The following is a 20,251-nucleotide window of genomic DNA, read 5'->3' as shown; positions in this document are numbered from 1 at the left end:
TTTCCTTAAAATCTGTGTTTTTCATTTTCCAGGCTTTGTGTCTGGATTACCATGTTTCCTTCGTTGAGCTTATAGGTAAGGGGAACTGGGTTGCATCCTCCTTTAAAGCCAATGGTCTGTTTATTCATAACAACATCACAGAGCTTGCAGATTACCTGGTCATTTCGTTCGTAGTATCCGGTTTCTCCGCAGATGTCACAGGCATCCAGACCTACACCAAACGCGTTGGCATTCTTTTTAATAACAATAAAGCGAACATCAGTTCCGTCAGAAGCTGTATAGACAAAGCGGTGAAGATGTCCGTCATTAATGGTTTCTAAGGGAATCATAATCTCATCTCCAGACAGATTCATTGGTTCAGCAGGAGACAGGACGATTTCTTTCTCATTATAGGCTTTTCCTACGGTCAGAATCAGAAGTGCCAGTACATATCCGGAACAGACCACGCTGCACCAGCGTCTCTGGCGGCGTGCCAGGGAACGGATTTTTCTGTGCTGTGCCGGATTATCATAGCTTTGGTCGTTGCGAAGGCTTCTGATCCATAAGATGGCCGGCAGGAAAAGAGAGAGCAGGAGAATGAAGTACAGGAAAAAGTTATAGTAATTAACGGATAGTTTAATGAATTCAAACAGCCATTTTTTCATTGGGATCATTCTTCTTGCAAGAAGAAACTGTAAAATCGTTGCAAGCTGGTGAATCATATTGATTCCAATGCCCAGAGACAGAATCCACGTTAACAGACTGCCGGATAAGGAAGAACCTATTTGATACAGGGTAAAGACAGAGATCCCTGTCACAGCCAGCCCAGCCAGATAACCAATGGATTTAAACAGAACGTCAGTGCTGATCATACTGGTTCCCATAGCGGCAAACTCTGTTGGATAGAGAAAAATATCCGGCAGACAGTAGAGCACAAGTACACCAGTAATAAAAGCGGTTAAAAAATGAAGGGCGTGTTTCTGAAATTCAGTCTGTACTTTTTGTCTGGTTCCAAATAAAAATCCATAGAAAACCAGTTCTGTAACAAGGGCAGAAGTGAGAAGGACAATGTTCACATATTCCCGGTTAATCAGTACGGTAGTAGATTTTAAGACAGCCAGTATAAAGGCAAGTGCAGATCCTGCAGCCAGTCCCCACAACACCCATTTTTTCTTTGGATTTTTATTTTGTAAATGTGAAAAAGAAACCAGCATAGCCACAAGGATTCCTGTGGAAAGCGAACTTTGTATGACTTGTATCAGATATTTCAGCATGGTGTTACCACCTCCTGGTATGTAAAAGTATTGTTTACCAACTTCAGACAAATAAAAACGCCATGACAGCCCGCACCTATACGCGAACTATCATGGCGCGTTCCAAATCACCTGGTTAAAGAATTACCAGACTCTTGGAACGTAATCGAAATCCCACTCTGCTACAAGCGGCTCAGTCCAGTAGCGTCCGGTAACACCGGTTTCTTTGTCAACGTGAAGCAGGAATCCCTGGGCTTCAGGACTTTCGATCATAAAACGAACTTTATAGGTACCGGCATCTCCTAACTTGATGTTTGCGCCGTAATGAGGACCATCACTTGCATTCATCGGCATGAAAGTACCTTCTACTTTTGTCTTTCCGTCTTCACTTGTGATCTCGTATTTTACGGTAAGGTTGGGAACGAAGTCTCCAACACCGTATCCAAGGTCGTTGCTTAATGCAGAGATATCAGCCTCAATGTGCATATCAGATTCGGAAGCAGGAAGGCTGTTGCCTGTAGGCTCCATATCTACCGGCTGAAAATACACAGCAGCAACATTCAGTGGCGGAAGTTCAATGTCATCCCCAATTGGAAACTCTTCAAATCCTGCGGCATCTCCGGGAGCAGCAATGGCAGCGGTGGTTTCAGCGCCTTCTGCGGAAGCACCAGCAGCGGTTGTGTCTTTGTTTGCTGCTGTGGAATTACCGCCTGATGCACAGCCGGTGATTGCAACGGATGCGCCTACCGCCAGAGCAAATGTGAGTTTCGTTAAACTTTTTAATTTCATAATGAAATCCTCCTTTTATGTAAGTAGCCTTGGCATGATGGTATTCATCAGTGCCTGTCCCATTCTCACTTGGAATGGATTATTTTAGATCGTTTTGTTTTGCGGATCTGGATTACAAATGTAATAAGTGTCAGAATCAGCAGAATTACCTGTGGAATTAAGGTTTCCAGGGTTGGATAGATTCCAAGGATGCTGATGGAGGTAACTCCAGGTACCGGTGTTACGCCCACAAGGTTGCCTTCCTGCAATTCTTTTACGGCTGAACCGATAAAAGATATGGACATTACAAACAGCAGAATGCTGGTGCCGAGGAAAAACGGCTTTAACGGCAGTTTAATGCTCATAAAGCGGATCAACAGATAGATCACAACCAGAATGATGCATCCGACTCCAAGTCCCAGCCAGACCATGTTATAATAACTCTGGGTTCCTGCAAGCAAAGCTTTGTAAAAGAGAATGGTTTCAGCCCCTTCTCTGAAAACAGCCAGGAATGCAGCAAAAGCAAGTGAAAAGAGACTTCCCTTTGTAATGGAACTTTGTACTTTGCCTTCAATGTAATGAGTCCATGCCTGAGCTTCTGATTTGGAGACCATCCAGTTGCTGACATAAAAAAGTACGGCAACGGCAATCAGCATGGTCACACCTTCTGTAATCTCCTGATTGGCTCCGTTCACCCCAGAAAGAGCATTTAAAATAAAAGCCATAATAACACTTGCTCCCAGAGCGATGACAGAACCGCCGTAGACGGCTTTTGTTTTGTCCTTATGACCGGACTTGACCAGATATGCGATAATTGCACCCACAATAATAATCGCTTCAAAGCCTTCTCTGGTAATAATTAAAAGAGAACCAAGAAAGACACCCAGTGCACTTTCCTGCTTTCCATCTAACTGGTTTGCATCTTCCCGTAACAGTTTGGTCAGTTCATCAAGGGAAGCTTTTACTTCTTCGTTGCTTTTGTCTCCGTTGATTGCTTTTTTTGCAAAGCTGAACTGATATTCTACGGTAGCAGCCCGGTTGCCGGATATATGTGCCATAACTGTCTTTTCAAATCCCAGTTTCTCATAGTAAGAGAAATATGCCACGTCTACTTTGGCTTTCGCCTCTTTGGGAGATCCTGCTGTATAAAGATCATAAGATTCCAATAGAATGGCTTCCATGTCATCGACCACATCGTTCCATGTGTCATGGGCGGATTCTGCATAGGCGGCAGTTGGAAATGTACTGAAAAGAACAAGTACAAACATAAGTATGGATAATAATCTGCGCACTTTATTTCCTCCTTTCTTAAAGTTTAGGTATACCGGCTGTAAGCCGTAAAATCTATATACCGCATTCATGTTAGTTCAAACTAACTAAACAGACAAGTGCCAGATTTGAAAATACTCATGGTGCCAGACAAGCATAAAAAAGAGATTTAACAGTGCACAATAATTTTTCTTGCCAGAAATTCATCAATCATGATACGCCTTCCATTGCTTCCGATAACAAATATTTCTTTTGAGGGTTTAAACAGAATGCGTACCCTTGCATTTACTACGATCCCAGCTTCCTTTAAGAGGGCAGTGTATTCTTCCTCCGCCCAGATTCCGCTGATTTGAATTAACTCCCCAATGGGTGCCAGTGACAAAAGCATAATATCCCCCTTTTTGCTTTTTTCTTTTATATTATCGGCCTTTCCAAAAGGAGAAAAGAGCCAGAGTCGCCCTCTCTTATGGTTCCAGTCCAGCAGACCACGTTTCATAGAGCCGGTCCACACAAGGTGCAATGTCTTCGAAAGAGATGTGGCTGTAATGAAGAAGCAGAGACGGGGATTGGCACGGTTCGGGCTCATACCAGGATTTGGATACAGGGCATACCAGGATTCCTGCTTCATAAGCCTGTGTTACCAGTTCTTCTTCCGTGATGTGCCATTTTGCCTGAATCAGAATGTACATCCCGGATTGAAAATCGGAGATATGAATCTGATGCCCGAACCGATGCTTTAAAGCATGAATCAGAAGTCTGCATTTTTCTTTTTTCATTTTTCTCACTCTCCGGATATGGGCATCCCAGTGGCCTTCCTTTAAAAACAGTTCCAGTGGTTTTTGGGAAAGGTAAGGCACAAATGGAGTATGCTGGTCAATCAGCCTGTGCATGGCAGTAACAAGGGAAGCAGGAACCACCAGAAAGGCCACATCCACACATGGGTATAAAAGATCAGAAAAACCACCCAGATAAAAGGTCCTTTCCGGGTTTAAGTGATGGAGAGGCGGAAAAGGTTTTAAATTGTGGTGAAAAAAGCAGTTGGATTCATCCTCAATGAGATAGGTACTGGCTGTGTCAGCCCAACGGGAGAATTCCTTGCGTCTGGACAGAGACATCCCAATGCCTGTTGGAAATTCATGGGATGGTGTAACATATGCTGCCCCAATGGCTGTTTTCTCTATGGAAGGAATCAGTGGCCCAAGGGAATCCAGTTTCATGGGGAAGATCTGACATCCATTGTTTTGAAGGGTAATTCGGGACTGATCAAAGCCAGGATCTTCCAAGGCGATGTATGGTCTGGAATCCACGGTTTTAATCAGCCGGCATGCCAGCTCCAGACAATGCTGCCTCCCTGTTGTTATTAAAATCTGTTCGGTACTGCATTCCACATTGCTGTATAGATGTAAAAACCGCCTGATTTCCGTCTGAAGCCCCAGACTGCCAAATACGGAAGCTTCTTCTGATTCTTCAGAATGTTCATGGATGCATCTTAAAAGCAGTTTTTTCCATTGATGACAGGGAAATTCTGTTATGAGCAGTTTATCCGATTGAAAGTCATATAAAATTTTGTCATCATGATGAGATTCTTTATTGGAACAGCAGCAGGTTTCCTTAAAAGTGCCCTTGTCTGGTACAGGGAGCATATCAGGTATTTCTACATAATAGCCTTTTCTCGGCACGCTTGTGATGAAGCCTTCTGCAAATAAGTGATCATAGGCAAGATCAACCGTATTCCTGCTGATTCCCAGTTCCGAAGAAAGAGCCCGGCTTGATTTGAGCCTGCTCCCCTGCTTCATAACACCGGTAAGAATATCCTGTCTGATCTGCTGATATATCTGGTTATATAATGGTTTTTTGCTGGTTAGGTCTAAAATCATTATGATGGTATCCTTTCGTTAAACTTTGGTAAGCCTTCCAACTATATATAATTGTTATGTGTAGAAGGTGTGTGTGTTTCGGGCTTTTTTTAGGAAAAAGGGCTAGTTGAGAAAAGTTGTATAGATATGGAAGTAGGAAATGGATTTTGAGGCTGGTAACAAATAATTAAAAGACGGATAAACAGAGAAAAAATGTCATTATCAGCATAAAAAAAGTTTATAATTCTAAAAAAAGTATAAAATAATAATTCTTCACTTGAATTATGTCGAAAAATCTGATAAATTAACATCAGAAAAGGAGGTGTAATTGATGTCTGATGATTCGGATGATACGCATATACATACGTACTCATTAAATACGTTTCATTGTTTTCCCCAAATTGAATAAGTAATTTTTGTGATGCACGTTGTTTTTAACAAGGTGCTATTTTTGCGTACTTAAAAATAATAGGAGAAAACAATGGAACAACAGAAAAAAGAACATTATCGAATAAGTTTAGAAGAATTAACAGGGAATTATCTAGAACAGGATTTTGAACAGGGATTAAGTGAAGAAGAGGCGGCAAAGAGACTGATTGAATTTGGACCAAATGAATTAAAAGGTCAGAAGGTGCAGAAATGGAAGCTGTTTGTAAAGCAATTTAACAACATGATTATCTATATTCTGATTGTAGCCGCAATGCTGACCATCATAATGGGACATCATTCCGATGCAATTATAATCGGACTGGTCATTATCGCCAATGCCCTGATCGGTTACTATCAGGAGGCCAATGCATCCGATGCACTGGAGAAGATCAAAGCCATGCTTTCGGTCAAAGCCACCGTATACCGGGATGGCATCCGGAAAGATATTTCTGCTGAAAAGCTCGTCGTTGGAGACGTGGTCTTTTTGGAAGCAGGAGATAACGTTCCGGCAGATCTGCGTATTGTGGATTGCGATAATTTAAAGATTCAGGAATCTGCATTAACAGGAGAGTCTGATTCCGTAGAGAAAACAAACGAAACCATATTGGACGAAGATGTAGCATTGGCAGAGCAGAAGAATATAGCTTTTGCTTCCACCTCTATAACCAGCGGAAGTGGAGTTGCAGTCGTTGTTGCAACGGGTGAACATACAGAGATCGGTAAGATATCAACGGAAGTAAATAACGTTGTGGAAAGAAAAACTCCTCTGATGAAAGAAATTGATAACCTTGGCAAAGGTGTATCCATCGTAGTAATTATTGCGTCCATTCTATTGTTTGCTCTGGGAATGATCTTTCAGATTTACTCATTGCCTGTGCTTTCCTTAGCCGTTGTAACCATGATTGTGGGTTCCATGCCGGAAGGTCTGCCTGCTACGACTTCGGTAATTCTTGCAATGGGTGTCAATGATATGGCGAAGAAAAAACATACCATCGTCAAATCCCTGCCCGCAATTGAAACACTTGGTTCCGTAGACGTCATCGCAACAGACAAAACAGGTACGTTGACAAAGAATGAAATGACCGTAAAAAACCTTATGATTAGCGATCATGTCTACAAGGTAAGCGGAACCGGATATGAACCAAAAGGAGAAATAACAGAAAACAATAAACCAGCAGAACTATCACCGGAGCTCCAATTATTTCTGGAAGCCGGTTATGAGGCAAATGATACACAGTTAATTGAGGAAAATGGAAAATGGAACATAAGCGGAGAGCCAACCGATGGATCATTTTTAACGCTTTACCACAAAGTTTTTCCGGTTGATTCAGAACCTCATTACCAGGAAATAGATATACTGCCCTTTGACTCTGATTACCGCTATATAGCAAAATTAGTAGAGGATCAGAACGGTAAAAGGAAAGTATTTATCAAAGGGTCACCGGATAAACTATTTCCAATGGCTCAGGCATACGATAGTTCTTTTGATATAAATATATGGAATCAGCGGGTTAAGCTTTTATCCGAACAGGGAAAAAGGGTTGTTGCTGTTGGGTACAAAGAAGTCTCTTCTGATGTCCAGGAGGTCAGCCATACCCTGCTTCATGAGGGAATGTGTTTCCTTGGATTAACAGGAATTATTGACCCGCCAAGGGAAGAGGTAATTGAGTCCCTGAAAGAGATGAGAAGAGCCGGTGTGGAAGTAAAGATGATAACCGGCGACCACCCTATAACAGCCAGGATCATTGGACAGAAGTTAGGTCTTGCGGACCATATTAAAGTTATTACAGGTCCCCAATGGGATAAACTGACGGAAGAGGATAAAAAGGAAACGGCTCTTACTCACCAGGTATTTGCAAGAGCAACACCAAAGAATAAGTTAGAGATTGTAAAAGCGCTGCAGGCAAGTGAAAAGGTAACGGCAATGACAGGAGATGGGGTAAACGATGCTCCCGCTTTAAAGAGAGCTGATATTGGAGTTGCCATGGGAATGAAAGGTACGGATGTTGCAAAAGATTCTGCCGATATGATTTTAACCGATGACAACTTTGCGACCATGTCTGTTGCCATAAAAGAAGGCAGGCGCATATATGACAACATTAAAAAGAGTATTTTATTCTTACTGCCTACCTCGTTTGCAGAAGGTCTGATTGTTGCATTTACCCTTTTGATGCAAAGAGACATGCCGCTTCAGGCAACACAGCTTTTGTGGATCAACATGGTTTCTGCAATTACGATCCAGTTTGCATTTATTTTTGAACCGGCAGAACCAGGAATTATGAAGCGTGCTCCCAGAAAGACAGGAAGCGGATTAATGAACCGCCATGATATCATTCAGATGGCTTATGTATCCGTTTTGATAGCGGTGATAAGTTTAGTGTCACAAGACTGGCTGATTCGTGCCGGGTTAGATCAGAAGACGGCAAGTACAATGATGGTTAATGTCATTGTTATCAGCAAGATTTTTTATCTGTTTAATATCCGTACTTCAAAACCAGCACTATCGGATGCCCTGTTTACCAACCCGAAAGCATTTCTCATTATCGGAATCATGCTTTTGCTCCAGGCGGCGTTTACTTATATTCCATTTATGCAGCAGGCATTTCAGACAGAAGCCCTTACCCTTCGGGAATGGGGGATTGCATTTGCTACCGGATTAATCATTTTACTGATTACGGAAGTTGATAAAGCATATCGGATTTACGAGAAACGCAGAAGAAAAAAAGATATGTTTGTATCGAAGTGCAGTTAAAAGAAAAATAAAATAATTCTATGATTTATGAGGAGCTGCTATTCTTAATTGAAAAGCAGCTCCTTGTTTGTATGGCAGTTGGGTAATTGATACAGAACATGATGGTACGGCAGAAAATCCGATTCAGATGCCGTTTGTTAATTACACCAATTTAGTCAGAACTTTTATTCATGATTTATATGCTTTTATAGATGAAAATAAAGAGATGGAATTAAAACGCTATGGAGATATTTTGAATAAAAATGGAATTAATTTGGAAATGGATTCCATAAAGGATGTAGAAGTCCGGTTATTAGATGCCCCGTGTATCATGGCTCTTATCGTAGGAGCTATTCGGGCTGAGAGGTTTTGTGAAGGGGTATTGCTGGATTTTTTTTTAAGTGGTTCTATTGCAAAATGGTTGAAACGATTAAAAGATATAGACTCCGGAAAATAAATGGAAAGCGGGACTGTCTTAAATTTCAATGACAGTGCAGTTGACAATATCACTAATTAGTGATATATTAAAATCATGAAGAAAAACACAATATCTTATGGAAAAGAAAATGATCTTAATTTAAAAGCATTTATTGGACTAAGCAGGACAACTCAGGGACTTCATAGAAGAGCAGGTGCGATCTTTAACCAGGGAGGTCTTACTTCTGCGCAATTTGCTGTGCTGGAGGCATTGTACCATAAAGGTGATTTGACAATTAGCGAGATTATTGCCAGTATTCTTTCTACCTCCGGGAATATGACGGTGGTAATTAATAATTTAGAAAAAGATGCCATGATAGAAAGGCAGCCGAATCCCAATGATAAAAGATCCTGCATTATTGCGATTACCGATAAGGGCAGAGAAAAAATCGAAGAGATATTTCCCAGGCATGTAGAAGATTTAGCAGAGAGCTTTACCGGACTTTATGAAGAGGAAAAAGAAATGTTACTGCATCTGTTAAAAAAAATCAAGACAAGGAGTGAATTAGTATGAGTAAAAAAATTAAATTAATTGAAAAAATAGGATTTCAATGGGGAATGGACAGTCCGTTTCTGGCATGTATGCACCATCACGACCAATTTCCGGCAGGCAATGAGGTTCAAGGGCCTGCAGTCTCTTTAGCAGGAAGAAGGATGGGGAATGATTTTTCCGGAAAAGATGGTTTTAGTATGTATCATGGAGAGAAGGTTCCTGGATTTCCGGTTCACCCTCACCGTGGTTTTGAGACGGTTACCGTTGTATTGGAAGGAATTGTTGACCATTTTGATTCCAAGGGAGCAGAAGGGCGTTATGGAAATGGAGATGTCCAGTGGCTGACAACCGGATCGGGATGTCAGCATGTAGAGATGTTCCCGCTGGTTCATCAGGATAAGGAAAATCCCCTGGAATTATTCCAGATCTGGCTGAATTTACCTGCAAAAAGTAAATTCACAGACCCGGATTATAAGATGTTATGGGCAGAAGAAATTCCAGTGATAAAAAATACCAATGAAAAAGGAAAGACAGCAACCATACGGTTAATTGCAGGCAAATATGAAGATAAAAAAAGCCTGGAGCCGACAAAAGATTCATGGGCAGCAAAGGAAGAAAACCATGTGGGAATCCAGCTTGTGGAACTGGAACCTGAGGCAGAATTTTACATTCAGGCAGGCTCTAAAACCTTAAACCGGAACCTGTATTTCTATCAGGGAAGCAGTTCTATTACGATAGATGGTAAAACCATTGATCCATCCTCCCGAATCAGGCTTTCCGGAGAAGAGGAGATTACTGTGGTAAATGGAGATCAAACCAGTTATGTTCTGTTATTAGAAGGAGAACCAGTTCTTGAGCCAGTGGCACAATATGGACCATTTGTCATGAATTCTGAACAAGAGATACGAGAGGCATATGAAGATTATCAGAATACCCGGTTTGGCGGCTGGCCATGGAATGATGATGAGCCGGTTCATGAAAGAGAGACAGGACGATTTGCCCGTTATCCAGACGGTAGTGTTGTGAAAAAGTAATAGAGACGTTTTGTTTTATTGATTGAGGTTTATCAGGAAGATAATAAGGGAAATTCAAAAATTTCACAGATTAATAGGAAAAGGGATTGAAAAATTATCATTTATTATATAAAATAAGCTAAAAGAAAAAATATGAAAGCTGTTTATTAATAATGAAAGAGATGAGCATGAACGAGAATTTACCGGAAGGTGTAAAAGTAAAATCCCTTTATAAGGCAATGCAGGTCCTTTTTTATTTTACAAGGGAAGTAGACGAGCTGGGGGTCACAGAGCTTGCCCAAAAAAGCGGAATGTTAAAAAGCTCCATACACAACATCCTGTCCACCTTTGAGACCTGCGGAATTGTGGAGAGAAATAAGAAAACAAACAAATACCGCCTGGGAGTCCGGGTTTTGGAACTGAGCAATCAATTCTATCAGAACAACGACATTCGTCAGGTAATGAAACCTTTTATGCAGAAGATTGCAGATCAGGAGGAGGAATGCGTTTATCTGGCGGTTATGAGTGATCTTGATGTGGTTTATATTGATGCCGCATTCCCGACGGCATCTACTGGCGGACGGAATATGACTGGAGTGACTGCACCTTCTTACTGTACGGGAATTGGCAAGGCGATTCTTGCATTTGCCCATGAGGAGGTAATAAAAAGGGTAGAGGAAGGGGGAATGGAGCCTTTCACCCATAATACCATTACTGACGGTGAGAAGTTAAGGAAGGAATTGGATCAAATCAGGCAGCGCGGGTTTTCCATTGATAATATGGAACATGAATATGGAGTCAAGTGTGTTGCAGTGCCCATTCGCAACAAGGAAGGGGCAGTGATCGGTGCATACAGCATCTCCGGACCATCTCCCAGATTCAATGCAGACCGGATCAAACGCCTGGCTGCCAGCCTTCAGAATATGGCAAAGCAGGTTAAAAATCAATTATAAGCAGAAAAAGGAGTCTACGGTATAAAAACCCCGTAGGCTTTTTTGTTATCATTTTATAGAGAGACTTTAAAAATATTGTGCAAAATACACAAAAAAACTCTTGTATTTTTTATACTTCATAAATAGACAGTGCATCTGTTTTATATTATAATACAATCAAGACAATAATAATGAATATAGTTCATTAATAATGAACAAAAGAAAGGGAGCAGAATATGAATTTTCCAGGAGGAGTATGGCCGGTGATGCTTACGCCCTATAACGAGGCAGGTAAGGTTGATGATGAGGCGTTAAGCGGGCTGGTGAACTGGTACATAGAAAATGGGGTCAATGGTTTGTTTGCGGTCTGCCAGTCCAGTGAGATGTTTTTCCTGGATTTGGAAGAACGGATTCAGGTGGCAAAGGCGGTAGTAAAAGCGGCAGGAGGAAGAGTTCCGGTCATTGCTTCGGGCCATGTGTCTGACAGCTTAGAGGAACAGATCCATGAGCTGAATGAGATGGCGAAGACAGGAATTGATGCTCTTATTTTGATCACGAACCGCCTTGCAGCGGAGGATGAGGATGATGAAATATGGCTGAACAACTGCAATCGGCTGATGGAGGGAATTGATTCAGAGATTCCACTGGGATTTTATGAGTGCCCTTATCCATACAAACGTCTTCTCTCCCTGGAAAATATGAAAAAGTGTGTTGAGACGGGCCGGTTTTATTTCATCAAGGATACGTGCTGTGATATTGAACGGATCAAGGAACGGCTGGAAGCGGTAAAAGGATCAAAATTAAAACTCTATAACGCAAATACCACAACTCTTTTGGAATCATTGCAGCTTGGTGCCGCTGGTTACAGCGGAGTAATGGCAAATTTTCACCCCAGGCTCTATACCTACCTCTGTGATCACAGCAGGGAAGAAGGCGATAAGGTTGCCATGCTTCAAGAGTTTTTAACCCTGGCCTCCTTCATTGAACGGCAGTGCTATCCGGTCAATGCCAAGTATTACTTACAGGAATTTGAACGGCTTGGCATGTCTACCATAAGCCGGACCAAAGACCATGAACTTTTAACCAATACATATAAGGCAGAGGTGCATATGCTTGAATCCATAACCAGAAGATATGAGCAGAAATATCTGGAGGCAGATCAGATTCCGGCACAGCAGGATCCCTGCCGGCAATAGAGGGAGGACAGATTAGTGGCAAAACTATATGCAGCAAAAAAACAGGGGGGAAACCGCGGCAGAAGAATAAAGCAGATGAAAAGATGCAGGTATTTATATGTACTGCTGTTAATTCCGCTTGTCTATTATTTTTGTTTTCATTACATGCCTCTTTACGGGGTACTGATTGCATTTAAGGATTACAACATCGGTAAGGGCGTGTGGGGGAGTCCCTGGGTGGGAGGTAAGTGGTTTGGAAAATTCTTAACAGACCCTTACTTCTGGAAACTGGTGCGCAATACTTTGTTGTTAAACATCTACGGTTTGCTATGGGGATTTCCCATTCCAATCATACTTGCAATCATGTTAAACGAGGTGTCCCATGTCAGATACAAACGGCTCATACAGACCGTCAGTTACCTGCCTCATTTCATCTCAACCGTAGTTGTCTGCGGTATGGTGGTCAATTTCCTGTCTCTTGACGGAGTGATCAATCAGTTTGTCAGTGCATTGGGATTTGATAAGGTTCAGTTCTTAATGATCCCCAGTTACTTCCGGACTATTTTTACTGCTTCGGGGATCTGGCAGACCTGCGGCTGGACTTCTATTATCTATCTGGCTTCTTTAACAAGTGTGGATCAGGAGATTTTAGAAGCTGCCATGATTGATGGCGCAAACCGGTGGCAGAGGATAAAGAATGTGACCCTGCCGTCCATTACACCCACCATTTCTATTATGCTGATTATGCAGTTAGGAAAGCTGATGACCCTTGGATATGAGAAGATCCTCCTTCTTTACAACGGTTCCACTTATGAGACAGCAGATATTATCTCTACCTATGTATACCGGAGAGGTATTTTAAATAATGATTTCAGCTATGCAACGGCTGTGGGACTGTTTCAGTCCGTGGTAGGAGTTCTGTTACTGGTAATTTCAAATAAGGTATCAAAGAAATTAAGTGATACCAGCCTGTGGTGATGCTGAGGAGAGTTGATATGAGTAAACTAAAATTGAAAGTGAAAAGCAGAAAGCCACAGGGAATCGGAAGCAGGGCGTTTGATGTGGTGAATGGAATTCTGCTGGCAGTAATCGGAATTATCATGTTTTACCCAATGTTTTATGTGTTTATTGTATCCATCAGTTCCTCCCAGTACATCAATCAGGGACTGGTATCGTTCCTTCCAAAGGGCATTAATTTTGAAGCTTATAAAGTGGTGTTTGGAAATAAGGCCATATGGTCGGGATATAAAAATACGTTTTTGTATGCGATTTCAGGTACCTTGATCAACCTGGTCTGCACCTCCTTATGTGCCTATCCTCTTTCGAGAAAGGATCTATATGGAAGAGGTCCTATTACAGTACTTATTACAGTTACCATGTTTATCAACGGAGGACTGATTCCAACTTATCTGGTGATCAATCAGCTTCACCTGCTTAATACCATGTGGGCCATTGTGCTGCCGCCTGCCATCAGTACATACAACATGATCGTTATGAGAACCTCCTTTTCCTCAATTCCAGAGTCCTTGATGGAATCCGCTTATCTGGATGGAGCCAACGATATTCAGATTCTCTTAAAGATCATTCTGCCTCTATCGAAACCGATTATGGCAACTATGACCCTCTTTTACGCAGTGCAGCACTGGAACAGTTATTTCCCGGCCATGATCTATTTGAATGACCAGGCAAAATATCCGGTTCAGGTCATTATGAGAGATATCGTCATTCAGGGGGATTTATCTGCGGATATTGCGGGAAATATGAATGTCGTAGCGACTAACTATAAATATGCCGTCATTATAATTTCTGTCATACCGATTTTAATGGTCTACCCTCTCCTTCAGAAGTACTTTACAAAAGGAGTTATGGTAGGAGCAGTAAAAGGTTAAAAGCTATAGGAAATAAAATATAAAGGAGAGGTAATATGAAAAAGAGGTTTTCAACAAAATTAGTTGCAGCATTTGTTGCAATGACCGTTGCAGCTACAGGGGTAAGCGGCTGCGCAGCCGGTACAGGGGGAGAAGGCAAAACATCAAAGGAAAACGGCACAGAGAGCTCTGCAAATAGCAAGGACCATCCGTCCTGGGTTTCCGATAAGCAGATCGAGGTCAGCATTATGCTGATGGACAGTCCCAGCCAGCCCTTAAAAAATGATGCTCCGGCTCATGAGGAAATTACGAAGAAAACAAACGTAAAGCTGAATCTGCAGATCGTTCCTTCCAGCAGCTACAAGGATAAAAAGAACATTCTTTTGGGAACCAATAATTTCCCGGATATCGTTTATCTTCAGGGCATGGACGATGTGGTTACCTATTCAGGCTCTGGAATTTTTGAACCTCTGTCCCAGTATGTCAATGAAACAGATATGCCAAACTTATATAAGTTCTGGCAGCAGTATCCGGAGATGAAGAAGTATCTGGTAGACGGTGAGCTTTATGTATTCCCGGTGGTTGCCAGAGGAGAATCCGCCAACGGCCCGGGCCCGGTCATTCGGGAAGATCTGCTGAAAAGCAACAATTTGGAGACGCCCCAAACCTTTGATGAGCTTCTTGAGGTGCTAAAGAAATTAAAGGAAATATATCCGGACAGCGTACCCTGGACCACCAGAAAAGGAACCGCCAATCTGTTAAAGACCACCGCCTATATGCTTGGATCCGGTTATGATGGCAACGGACTTTACTACGATTATGATCTGGAGGGCGGAACGTATGTGTTCGGACCTGCATCAGAGAATTTCAAAGAAGTTCTCACCTATTTAAATAAAGCCTATGAATCCGGGGTCCTGGATCCTGATTTTGCAACCAGTACAGCAGAGCAGATGGAATCAAAGCTTTCCAGCGGAAAATCATTTTTCTTCCTGGATAACAGCGGATTTGGACAGAACTATACAAAGGCTTTGAAAAAGATTGACGGAAACCAGGAAGCAGCCATGCAGATTATTCCGATTCCTGAAAACAGCTTCGGTCAGAAACGGGCCATGGCATACGCCGCAGAGCTTCCCGGACGTTTTTATGCCCTGAATGCAAAAGCAAAAAATAAAAAGGAAATCATCAAATTTATTGACTGGATGTATTCGAAGGAAGGCTCAGATATCACCAACTACGGCGTGGAAGGAAAATCATTTGAGTACAATGAGCAGGGAGAACCAGAATTTATAAAGGATTATGTGATGCAGTTTCAGGATGCACAGCCATCGGATTATTATGCCGTTTACGCGGATCTTGGAATTACAAAGCTGGACTGGAGCCTGTGGGCATGCAACACCAAAACCTGGTTTGAAATCCAGAAGCTGACCGGAAGCTGGGATGATCTTGCGGAAAAATACTGGGATATCATCAATAATGATGAGGCCTATGAACAGCCTCATATCAATCCGCCTCTGACAAAAGAGGAGACGGAAACGGTCAATGATATTTTAGTGGATCTTAACACAATGCTGGAACAGGAGTTTAATAAGTACATTATGGGAGAAGCACCCATTGAGGATTGGGATAAGGTAATTGCCCAGCAGGAATCCATGGGAGTGAGAGAACTTGAGAAAATATACAACGAAGCGGATCAGAGAGCTCTTGAGCAGAAATAACAGGCTGATGAGCCAGAACTGGAGGGGCAGCCGCATCTGAGGCTGCCCCTTTTAATCGAACAAAAGGGAGCAGAAGAATGAAAATTAAAGATTTTACGCAGGAATTTATTATGGACGAAGACAGGGATTTTAACAGTTCCCATGCCTCCACTGTTTTGGAATTAAAGGATGGGGCTGTTCTGGCTTCCTGGTTCGGCGGAAGCTGGGAGAAAGGATCTGATGTTGCCATATGGATCTCCAGAAGAATCAGGGGAGTGTGGGAACAGCCCAGGAATGTGGCAGATGTAAGAGGCGTTGCCATGTGGAATCCGGTGTTATTCCGGAAAGAGGACGGAACGATCATCCTGTTTTACAAGGTGGGTGCCACCATTTCCGAATGGCAGACCTGGTATGTGGAAAGTGCTGACGAGGGAGAAAGCTTTACACAGCCAGAAGAGCTGGTGTCTTCCGATGTGGGAGGCCGCGGACCGGTGAAAAATAAGCCCATCCGCTTATCCGATGGAGCCGTGCTTGCCCCGGCATCTTTGGAAGGTTCCGTATGGGATTCTTTTACAGACCGTTCGGAAGATGACTGTAAAACCTGGGAAAAGAGTGGGCTGGTGCCATTAAAACGATCTTGCTTTGACATTCAGATGGTTGACAGACCTTATGACAAACGGGACATTTACGGAAAAGGTGTCATTCAGCCTGCCCTTTGGGAAGACGAAAAGGGAGAGGTACATATGCTTCTTCGCAGCACCAGCTCCAAAATCTTTCGAAGTGATTCCAAAGACGGAGGAAGAACCTGGTGTACGGCTTATGATACGGGACTTCCAAACAATAATAGCGGCATTGATTTAGACCGGATGGCAGACGGAAGACTGCTCCTTGTCTATAATCCCAGGGAAAATCTGCCGGGTTACTATAAAGGACCTAGAACGCCTCTGGTGGTGGCCATTTCCTTGGACAACGGAGAGAACTTTTCCATCATCAAGGTTCTGGAGGAGAAACGGGGCAATTACTGTTATCCGGCCATTGTCTGCAACAGCCATAATGAGGTGAAAATCACTTATACCTGGAACAGGGAGAGGATCGTATACTGTTCGTTCACCATTGAGGATTAAATAATGGATAATAAGTTTATGGAGAGACTGAAAAATCCGGAGATGTCTCACCGCTCCCTGCCTTTTTGGGCCTGGAATGAGAAACTTGACCGGGAAGAAATCATCCGGCAGATCCATTCCATGAAGGAAGCAGGAGCCGGCGGCTTTTTTATGCATTCCAGAGAGGGGCTGGAAACTGAATATATGGGGGAAGAATGGAAACAATCCATTGAGACTGCCATAAAAGAGGCGGAAAAGCTTGGAATGCAAGCCTGGCTTTATGATGAAGACCGATGGCCTTCGGGAATGGCTGGGGGCAGGGTGACTGCCATGGGAGATGCCTATCGGTGCAAAGGTCTGACCCTGGAGATCCTGGAGCGGGAACAGTTAAACCAGATTCTAAAGGAAGATACAAGCATGGATTCCAGTGCCGGACCGGATGGGAAAACAGGCCTGACCGCATTGTATGCCGCTGTGATTCATGATATGGAGATAACCTCATACCGGAGAATGGATTTGAACCACCATTGTCACACAGAGTCGGGAGAAATACTTCTGGCGGTCCGGCTGGAGGTGTCGGCAGCAAGCCAGTGGTTTAATCATGAGGCTCCCCCGGACAATTTAAATCCGGACTGCGTGGATGCATTTATACGGAAAACCCACGAAACATACAAAGCGCTTGCAGGCTCAGAATTTGGACGTACGGTGCCCGGCATCTTTACGGATGAGCCCAGCCTTCATGACCGGCACGCGTATTTTGGAGAAAAGAAAGGCTGGATTCCCTGGACCTTTGGATTTGCAGCCTATTTTACGGAAAAAACAGGATATGACTTTTTAGAGTTTCTGCCGGAACTGTATTTTCACGGAACAAACAGCCGGAAAATACGGCATGATTACTGGTATACCCTTACCATGCGGTTTGGTGAGACTTATTTTAAGCGCATAGGAAACTGGTGTGAAGAGAATCATCTTCTGTTTACCGGGCATTTTCTCCAGGAAGACAAGATGGGGCTTTGCGCCAGAGTCAACGGCGGGGTAATGCCTCATTATCAATATCAGCATGTGCCAGGCATTGATATGCTTTGTGAACAGATTCAGGAGTTTCTGACCGTCAAGCAGTGCACCAGTGTTGCGAGTCAACTGGGAAAACCATTTGTTCTTTCGGAAATGTATGGCTGCACGGGCTGGGACTTTACCTTTGAGGGACAGAAATGGATGGGAGACTGGCAGTATGTATTAGGTGTCACAAGAAGGTGCCAGCACCTGGCCCTTTATTCTCTCAGAGGCTGCAGGAAACGAGATTATCCCCCGTCATTTCATTACAATACCACCTGGTGGAAGCAAAATAAGGGGGTGGAGGATTACTTTGCAAGGCTGGGGACCGCTTTGGAAGAAGGTGTGCCGGTAAGAAAGGTCCTGCTTCTTCACCCTGCGTCCACGGTCTGGTCTCTGCTGGGGGTCAATCCTTATGGAAATCCGGTAAGGCGTGAGGAACGGGATGTTCCGAAGCTAAACCAGTATGGAGATCGGTTTCAGGAGTTCCTTCGTTATCTGCTGGAGCAGCATTTTGACTGTGACCTGGGTGATGAAATGCTGATAAAGGACTACGGACGTGTGGAAGAAGGGCGTTTTTTTATAGGTAATGCAGGTTATGATGCGGTAGTGATCCCTCCCGTGGATACCTTGATGGAATCTACATATCAGATACTGATTCAGTGGATGGAGGAAGGAAAAACTGTCTTTCTTGTGGGAAATCAGCCATTTCTGACCGATGGATCGGAGCAAAAGAAAGAAATCAGAGAACGGTTTTTGAATCATTCTCAATTGGTGCAGCTTAATAAAAAAGAGAAATTACTCCAACAATTAGAACCATATAGGACCGTTGGTATCACAGACCCTGACGGTAATCCGGATGAAAAGATATTATACCAGCTTCGGAGAACGGAATGGGGGTATATTCTTTTTGTGGTCAATACGGATCGGGAACAGCCTCATTCCATTCGGATCAGCATGAATGGAGAAGGGCTTTGGAAGGAAATGAATCTTCTGACCGGGGAGTGTAACAAAGTGTCAGGAATCCGTCAGATAGAAGGAAAATCATTACTGACAGCAGATTATTCTCCTTGTGATTCCAGACTTTATCTCATTGATAAAAACCAGATAGAAACCTATGTGAAGGATCCGGTCCTGACCCGGTCTAATGTGATTGACCTTCCAAAACAATGCCAGATCATTTTATCCGGTCCCAATGTCTTAACGCTGGATATGTGCCGTTATCATCTTGAGAATGACCCCTTATCCAATCTCATGGAAGTGTGGCAGGCCCAGGAGAAAATAAGGAAAGACCTTGGCATGAGATCCATCAGCAGAAATGGAATGGAGCAGAGATATCGGTGGATAAACACCCCTCATAAAGCGGATGGCAAAAAACTGGAGCTGATATTTGGATTTGATTCCGATTGTCCGGTAAAAGGGTGCCAGCTTGTTGTGGAGCGGGCAAAAGAGTTTGAGATTTACATAAATGGGGCTTTGCTGGATCAGAGCAAAAAGGACTGGTACTTAGACCGTTCCTTTCATACGGTTCCCGTTCCCAAAGTGAAGCAGGGATACAATGAAATCCAGCTTTTCTGCGCCTACCGAAATGACATGGAGCTGGAAAATATCTATCTGTCCGGTGATTTTTCCGTGTCCCCCATGCGCAGGCTGGGAAAACCGGTAAAAGCTCTGGCTGTGGGAGACTGGTGCAGGCAGGGACTGTTTCACTATAGCGGAAGTGTTTCCTATCAGTACCATTTCTTCTGGCATGGAAAAGGGGATCAGATTCTTCTTCTGATGGATCCAACTGCAGTGTGCGTCAGAGTTTTGGTAAATGGCAGTTCTATAAATATCCCCTGGATCTATGGCGAACCGGTTCCTATAACCGAATTCATTCATCTGGGAGAAAATGAGATCGAAATTGAACTGACCGGAAGTCCAAGAAACATGCTTGGCCCCTTCCATATAAAAGAAAAACACCCGGTCACTACAAATGATGCCTGTTTTTCTCCGGCTGAAAAGGAGTATGAGGAGTCTTATCAGACCGTGTTTTATGGGCTGAACAAAAGACCCAGTATTCAGATCATGAAAAAGCAGGAAAGAAGCCGGATTTGATTATTTGAATCATAAGCAAAAAAAGTAAATAAATAAGTTAGCAAAAAGAAAACGAGAAGGG

The 20,251-nt window shown here is 43.0% G+C and carries 16 protein-coding genes; 11 read left to right on the top strand and 5 right to left on the bottom strand.

Annotation, left to right across the window (positions count from 1 at the left end; genetic code table 11):
* Positions 1-5: 5 nt before the first annotated feature.
* The 5 genes from FAY33_RS10975 to FAY33_RS10955 all read right to left on the bottom strand — a co-directional run bounded on the left by FAY33_RS10975 (position 6) and on the right by FAY33_RS10955 (position 5,146).
* Complete coding sequence (locus FAY33_RS10975) at positions 6-1,253, bottom strand: Fe-S-containing protein (protein ID WP_143321273.1); 1,248 nt, start codon at positions 1,251-1,253, stop codon at positions 6-8.
* Positions 1,254-1,376: 123 nt separating this feature from the next.
* The gene (locus FAY33_RS10970) at positions 1,377-2,021 is read right to left on the bottom strand and encodes an iron transporter (RefSeq protein WP_143321272.1); all 645 of its coding nucleotides are present in this window, start codon (positions 2,019-2,021) and stop codon (positions 1,377-1,379) included.
* A gap of 65 nt (positions 2,022-2,086) precedes the next feature.
* The gene (locus tag FAY33_RS10965; protein ID WP_143321271.1) at positions 2,087-3,292 is read right to left on the bottom strand and encodes an FTR1 family protein; all 1,206 of its coding nucleotides are present in this window, start codon (positions 3,290-3,292) and stop codon (positions 2,087-2,089) included.
* 146 nt (positions 3,293-3,438) lie between these two features.
* Complete coding sequence (locus FAY33_RS10960; RefSeq protein WP_185967587.1) at positions 3,439-3,765, bottom strand: FeoA family protein; 327 nt, start codon at positions 3,763-3,765, stop codon at positions 3,439-3,441.
* Entirely contained in the window at positions 3,734-5,146 is a 1,413-nt protein-coding gene (locus FAY33_RS10955) for a PLP-dependent aminotransferase family protein (RefSeq protein WP_143321269.1), read from the bottom strand. Before FAY33_RS10955 ends, FAY33_RS10960 begins: the two co-directional genes overlap by 32 nt.
* A 460-nt stretch (positions 5,147-5,606) precedes the next feature.
* Between FAY33_RS10955 and FAY33_RS10950 the strand changes: the two genes are divergently transcribed.
* From FAY33_RS10950 to FAY33_RS10900, 11 genes are all read left to right on the top strand, one after another.
* On the top strand, positions 5,607-8,306 hold the full coding sequence (locus tag FAY33_RS10950) for an HAD-IC family P-type ATPase (protein ID WP_143321268.1): 2,700 nt from the start codon (positions 5,607-5,609) through the stop codon (positions 8,304-8,306).
* A gap of 67 nt (positions 8,307-8,373) precedes the next feature.
* Positions 8,374-8,742, top strand: a complete 369-nt coding sequence (locus FAY33_RS10945; RefSeq protein WP_143321267.1) for a DUF6508 domain-containing protein — start codon at positions 8,374-8,376, stop codon at positions 8,740-8,742.
* 75 nt (positions 8,743-8,817) lie between these two features.
* The gene (locus FAY33_RS10940; protein WP_143321266.1) at positions 8,818-9,276 is read left to right on the top strand and encodes a MarR family transcriptional regulator; all 459 of its coding nucleotides are present in this window, start codon (positions 8,818-8,820) and stop codon (positions 9,274-9,276) included.
* Positions 9,273-10,289, top strand: a complete 1,017-nt coding sequence (locus FAY33_RS10935) for a pirin family protein (protein ID WP_143321265.1) — start codon at positions 9,273-9,275, stop codon at positions 10,287-10,289. Before FAY33_RS10940 ends, FAY33_RS10935 begins: the two co-directional genes overlap by 4 nt.
* Before the next feature lie 167 nt (positions 10,290-10,456).
* Positions 10,457-11,221 (top strand): IclR family transcriptional regulator, encoded by a 765-nt coding sequence (locus FAY33_RS10930; protein ID WP_243126700.1) that lies wholly within the window; start codon positions 10,457-10,459, stop codon positions 11,219-11,221.
* A 215-nt stretch (positions 11,222-11,436) separates the two neighbouring features.
* Positions 11,437-12,396 carry a dihydrodipicolinate synthase family protein gene (locus FAY33_RS10925; protein ID WP_143321264.1) on the top strand — a complete coding sequence of 320 codons (960 nt, stop codon included), beginning with the start codon at positions 11,437-11,439 and terminating at the stop codon, positions 12,394-12,396.
* Positions 12,397-12,411: 15 nt separating this feature from the next.
* Positions 12,412-13,353 carry an ABC transporter permease subunit gene (locus FAY33_RS10920; protein ID WP_243126698.1) on the top strand — a complete coding sequence of 314 codons (942 nt, stop codon included), beginning with the start codon at positions 12,412-12,414 and terminating at the stop codon, positions 13,351-13,353.
* 17 nt (positions 13,354-13,370) lie between these two features.
* Positions 13,371-14,264, top strand: a complete 894-nt coding sequence (locus FAY33_RS10915; RefSeq protein WP_143321263.1) for a carbohydrate ABC transporter permease — start codon at positions 13,371-13,373, stop codon at positions 14,262-14,264.
* Between the two features lie 35 nt (positions 14,265-14,299).
* Positions 14,300-15,958, top strand: a complete 1,659-nt coding sequence (locus tag FAY33_RS10910) for an extracellular solute-binding protein (protein WP_143321262.1) — start codon at positions 14,300-14,302, stop codon at positions 15,956-15,958.
* A 77-nt stretch (positions 15,959-16,035) separates the two neighbouring features.
* On the top strand, positions 16,036-17,061 hold the full coding sequence (locus tag FAY33_RS10905; protein ID WP_143321261.1) for a sialidase family protein: 1,026 nt from the start codon (positions 16,036-16,038) through the stop codon (positions 17,059-17,061).
* Between the two features lie 3 nt (positions 17,062-17,064).
* Entirely contained in the window at positions 17,065-20,190 is a 3,126-nt protein-coding gene (locus FAY33_RS10900; RefSeq protein ID WP_143321260.1) for a glycosyl hydrolase, read from the top strand.
* Positions 20,191-20,251: the final 61 nt, after the last annotated feature.

This window comes from Clostridium sp. HBUAS56010, from assembly GCF_007115105.1.
GTDB lineage: Bacteria > Bacillota > Clostridia > Lachnospirales > Lachnospiraceae > Lacrimispora.
Note: the sequence above shows the minus strand (reverse complement) of the source record. Positions and strands in the feature narration are given on the sequence as shown.

What these genes read in the sequence shown, in the direction of transcription:
- FAY33_RS10955 (WP_143321269.1), bottom strand. Translation starts at nt 5,146, where the DNA reads ATGATTTTAGACCTAACCAGCAAAAAACCATTATATAACCAGATATAT.
- FAY33_RS10950 (WP_143321268.1), top strand. Translation starts at nt 5,607, where the DNA reads ATGGAACAACAGAAAAAAGAACATTATCGAATAAGTTTAGAAGAATTA.
- FAY33_RS10915 (WP_143321263.1), top strand. Translation starts at nt 13,371, where the DNA reads ATGAGTAAACTAAAATTGAAAGTGAAAAGCAGAAAGCCACAGGGAATC.
- FAY33_RS10970 (WP_143321272.1), bottom strand. Translation starts at nt 2,021, where the DNA reads ATGAAATTAAAAAGTTTAACGAAACTCACATTTGCTCTGGCGGTAGGC.
- FAY33_RS10935 (WP_143321265.1), top strand. Translation starts at nt 9,273, where the DNA reads ATGAGTAAAAAAATTAAATTAATTGAAAAAATAGGATTTCAATGGGGA.
- FAY33_RS10975 (WP_143321273.1), bottom strand. Translation starts at nt 1,253, where the DNA reads ATGCTGAAATATCTGATACAAGTCATACAAAGTTCGCTTTCCACAGGA.
- FAY33_RS10940 (WP_143321266.1), top strand. Translation starts at nt 8,818, where the DNA reads ATGAAGAAAAACACAATATCTTATGGAAAAGAAAATGATCTTAATTTA.
- FAY33_RS10900 (WP_143321260.1), top strand. Translation starts at nt 17,065, where the DNA reads ATGGATAATAAGTTTATGGAGAGACTGAAAAATCCGGAGATGTCTCAC.
- FAY33_RS10905 (WP_143321261.1), top strand. Translation starts at nt 16,036, where the DNA reads ATGAAAATTAAAGATTTTACGCAGGAATTTATTATGGACGAAGACAGG.
- FAY33_RS10930 (WP_243126700.1), top strand. Translation starts at nt 10,457, where the DNA reads ATGAACGAGAATTTACCGGAAGGTGTAAAAGTAAAATCCCTTTATAAG.
- FAY33_RS10925 (WP_143321264.1), top strand. Translation starts at nt 11,437, where the DNA reads ATGAATTTTCCAGGAGGAGTATGGCCGGTGATGCTTACGCCCTATAAC.
- FAY33_RS10910 (WP_143321262.1), top strand. Translation starts at nt 14,300, where the DNA reads ATGAAAAAGAGGTTTTCAACAAAATTAGTTGCAGCATTTGTTGCAATG.
- FAY33_RS10960 (WP_185967587.1), bottom strand. Translation starts at nt 3,765, where the DNA reads ATGAAACGTGGTCTGCTGGACTGGAACCATAAGAGAGGGCGACTCTGG.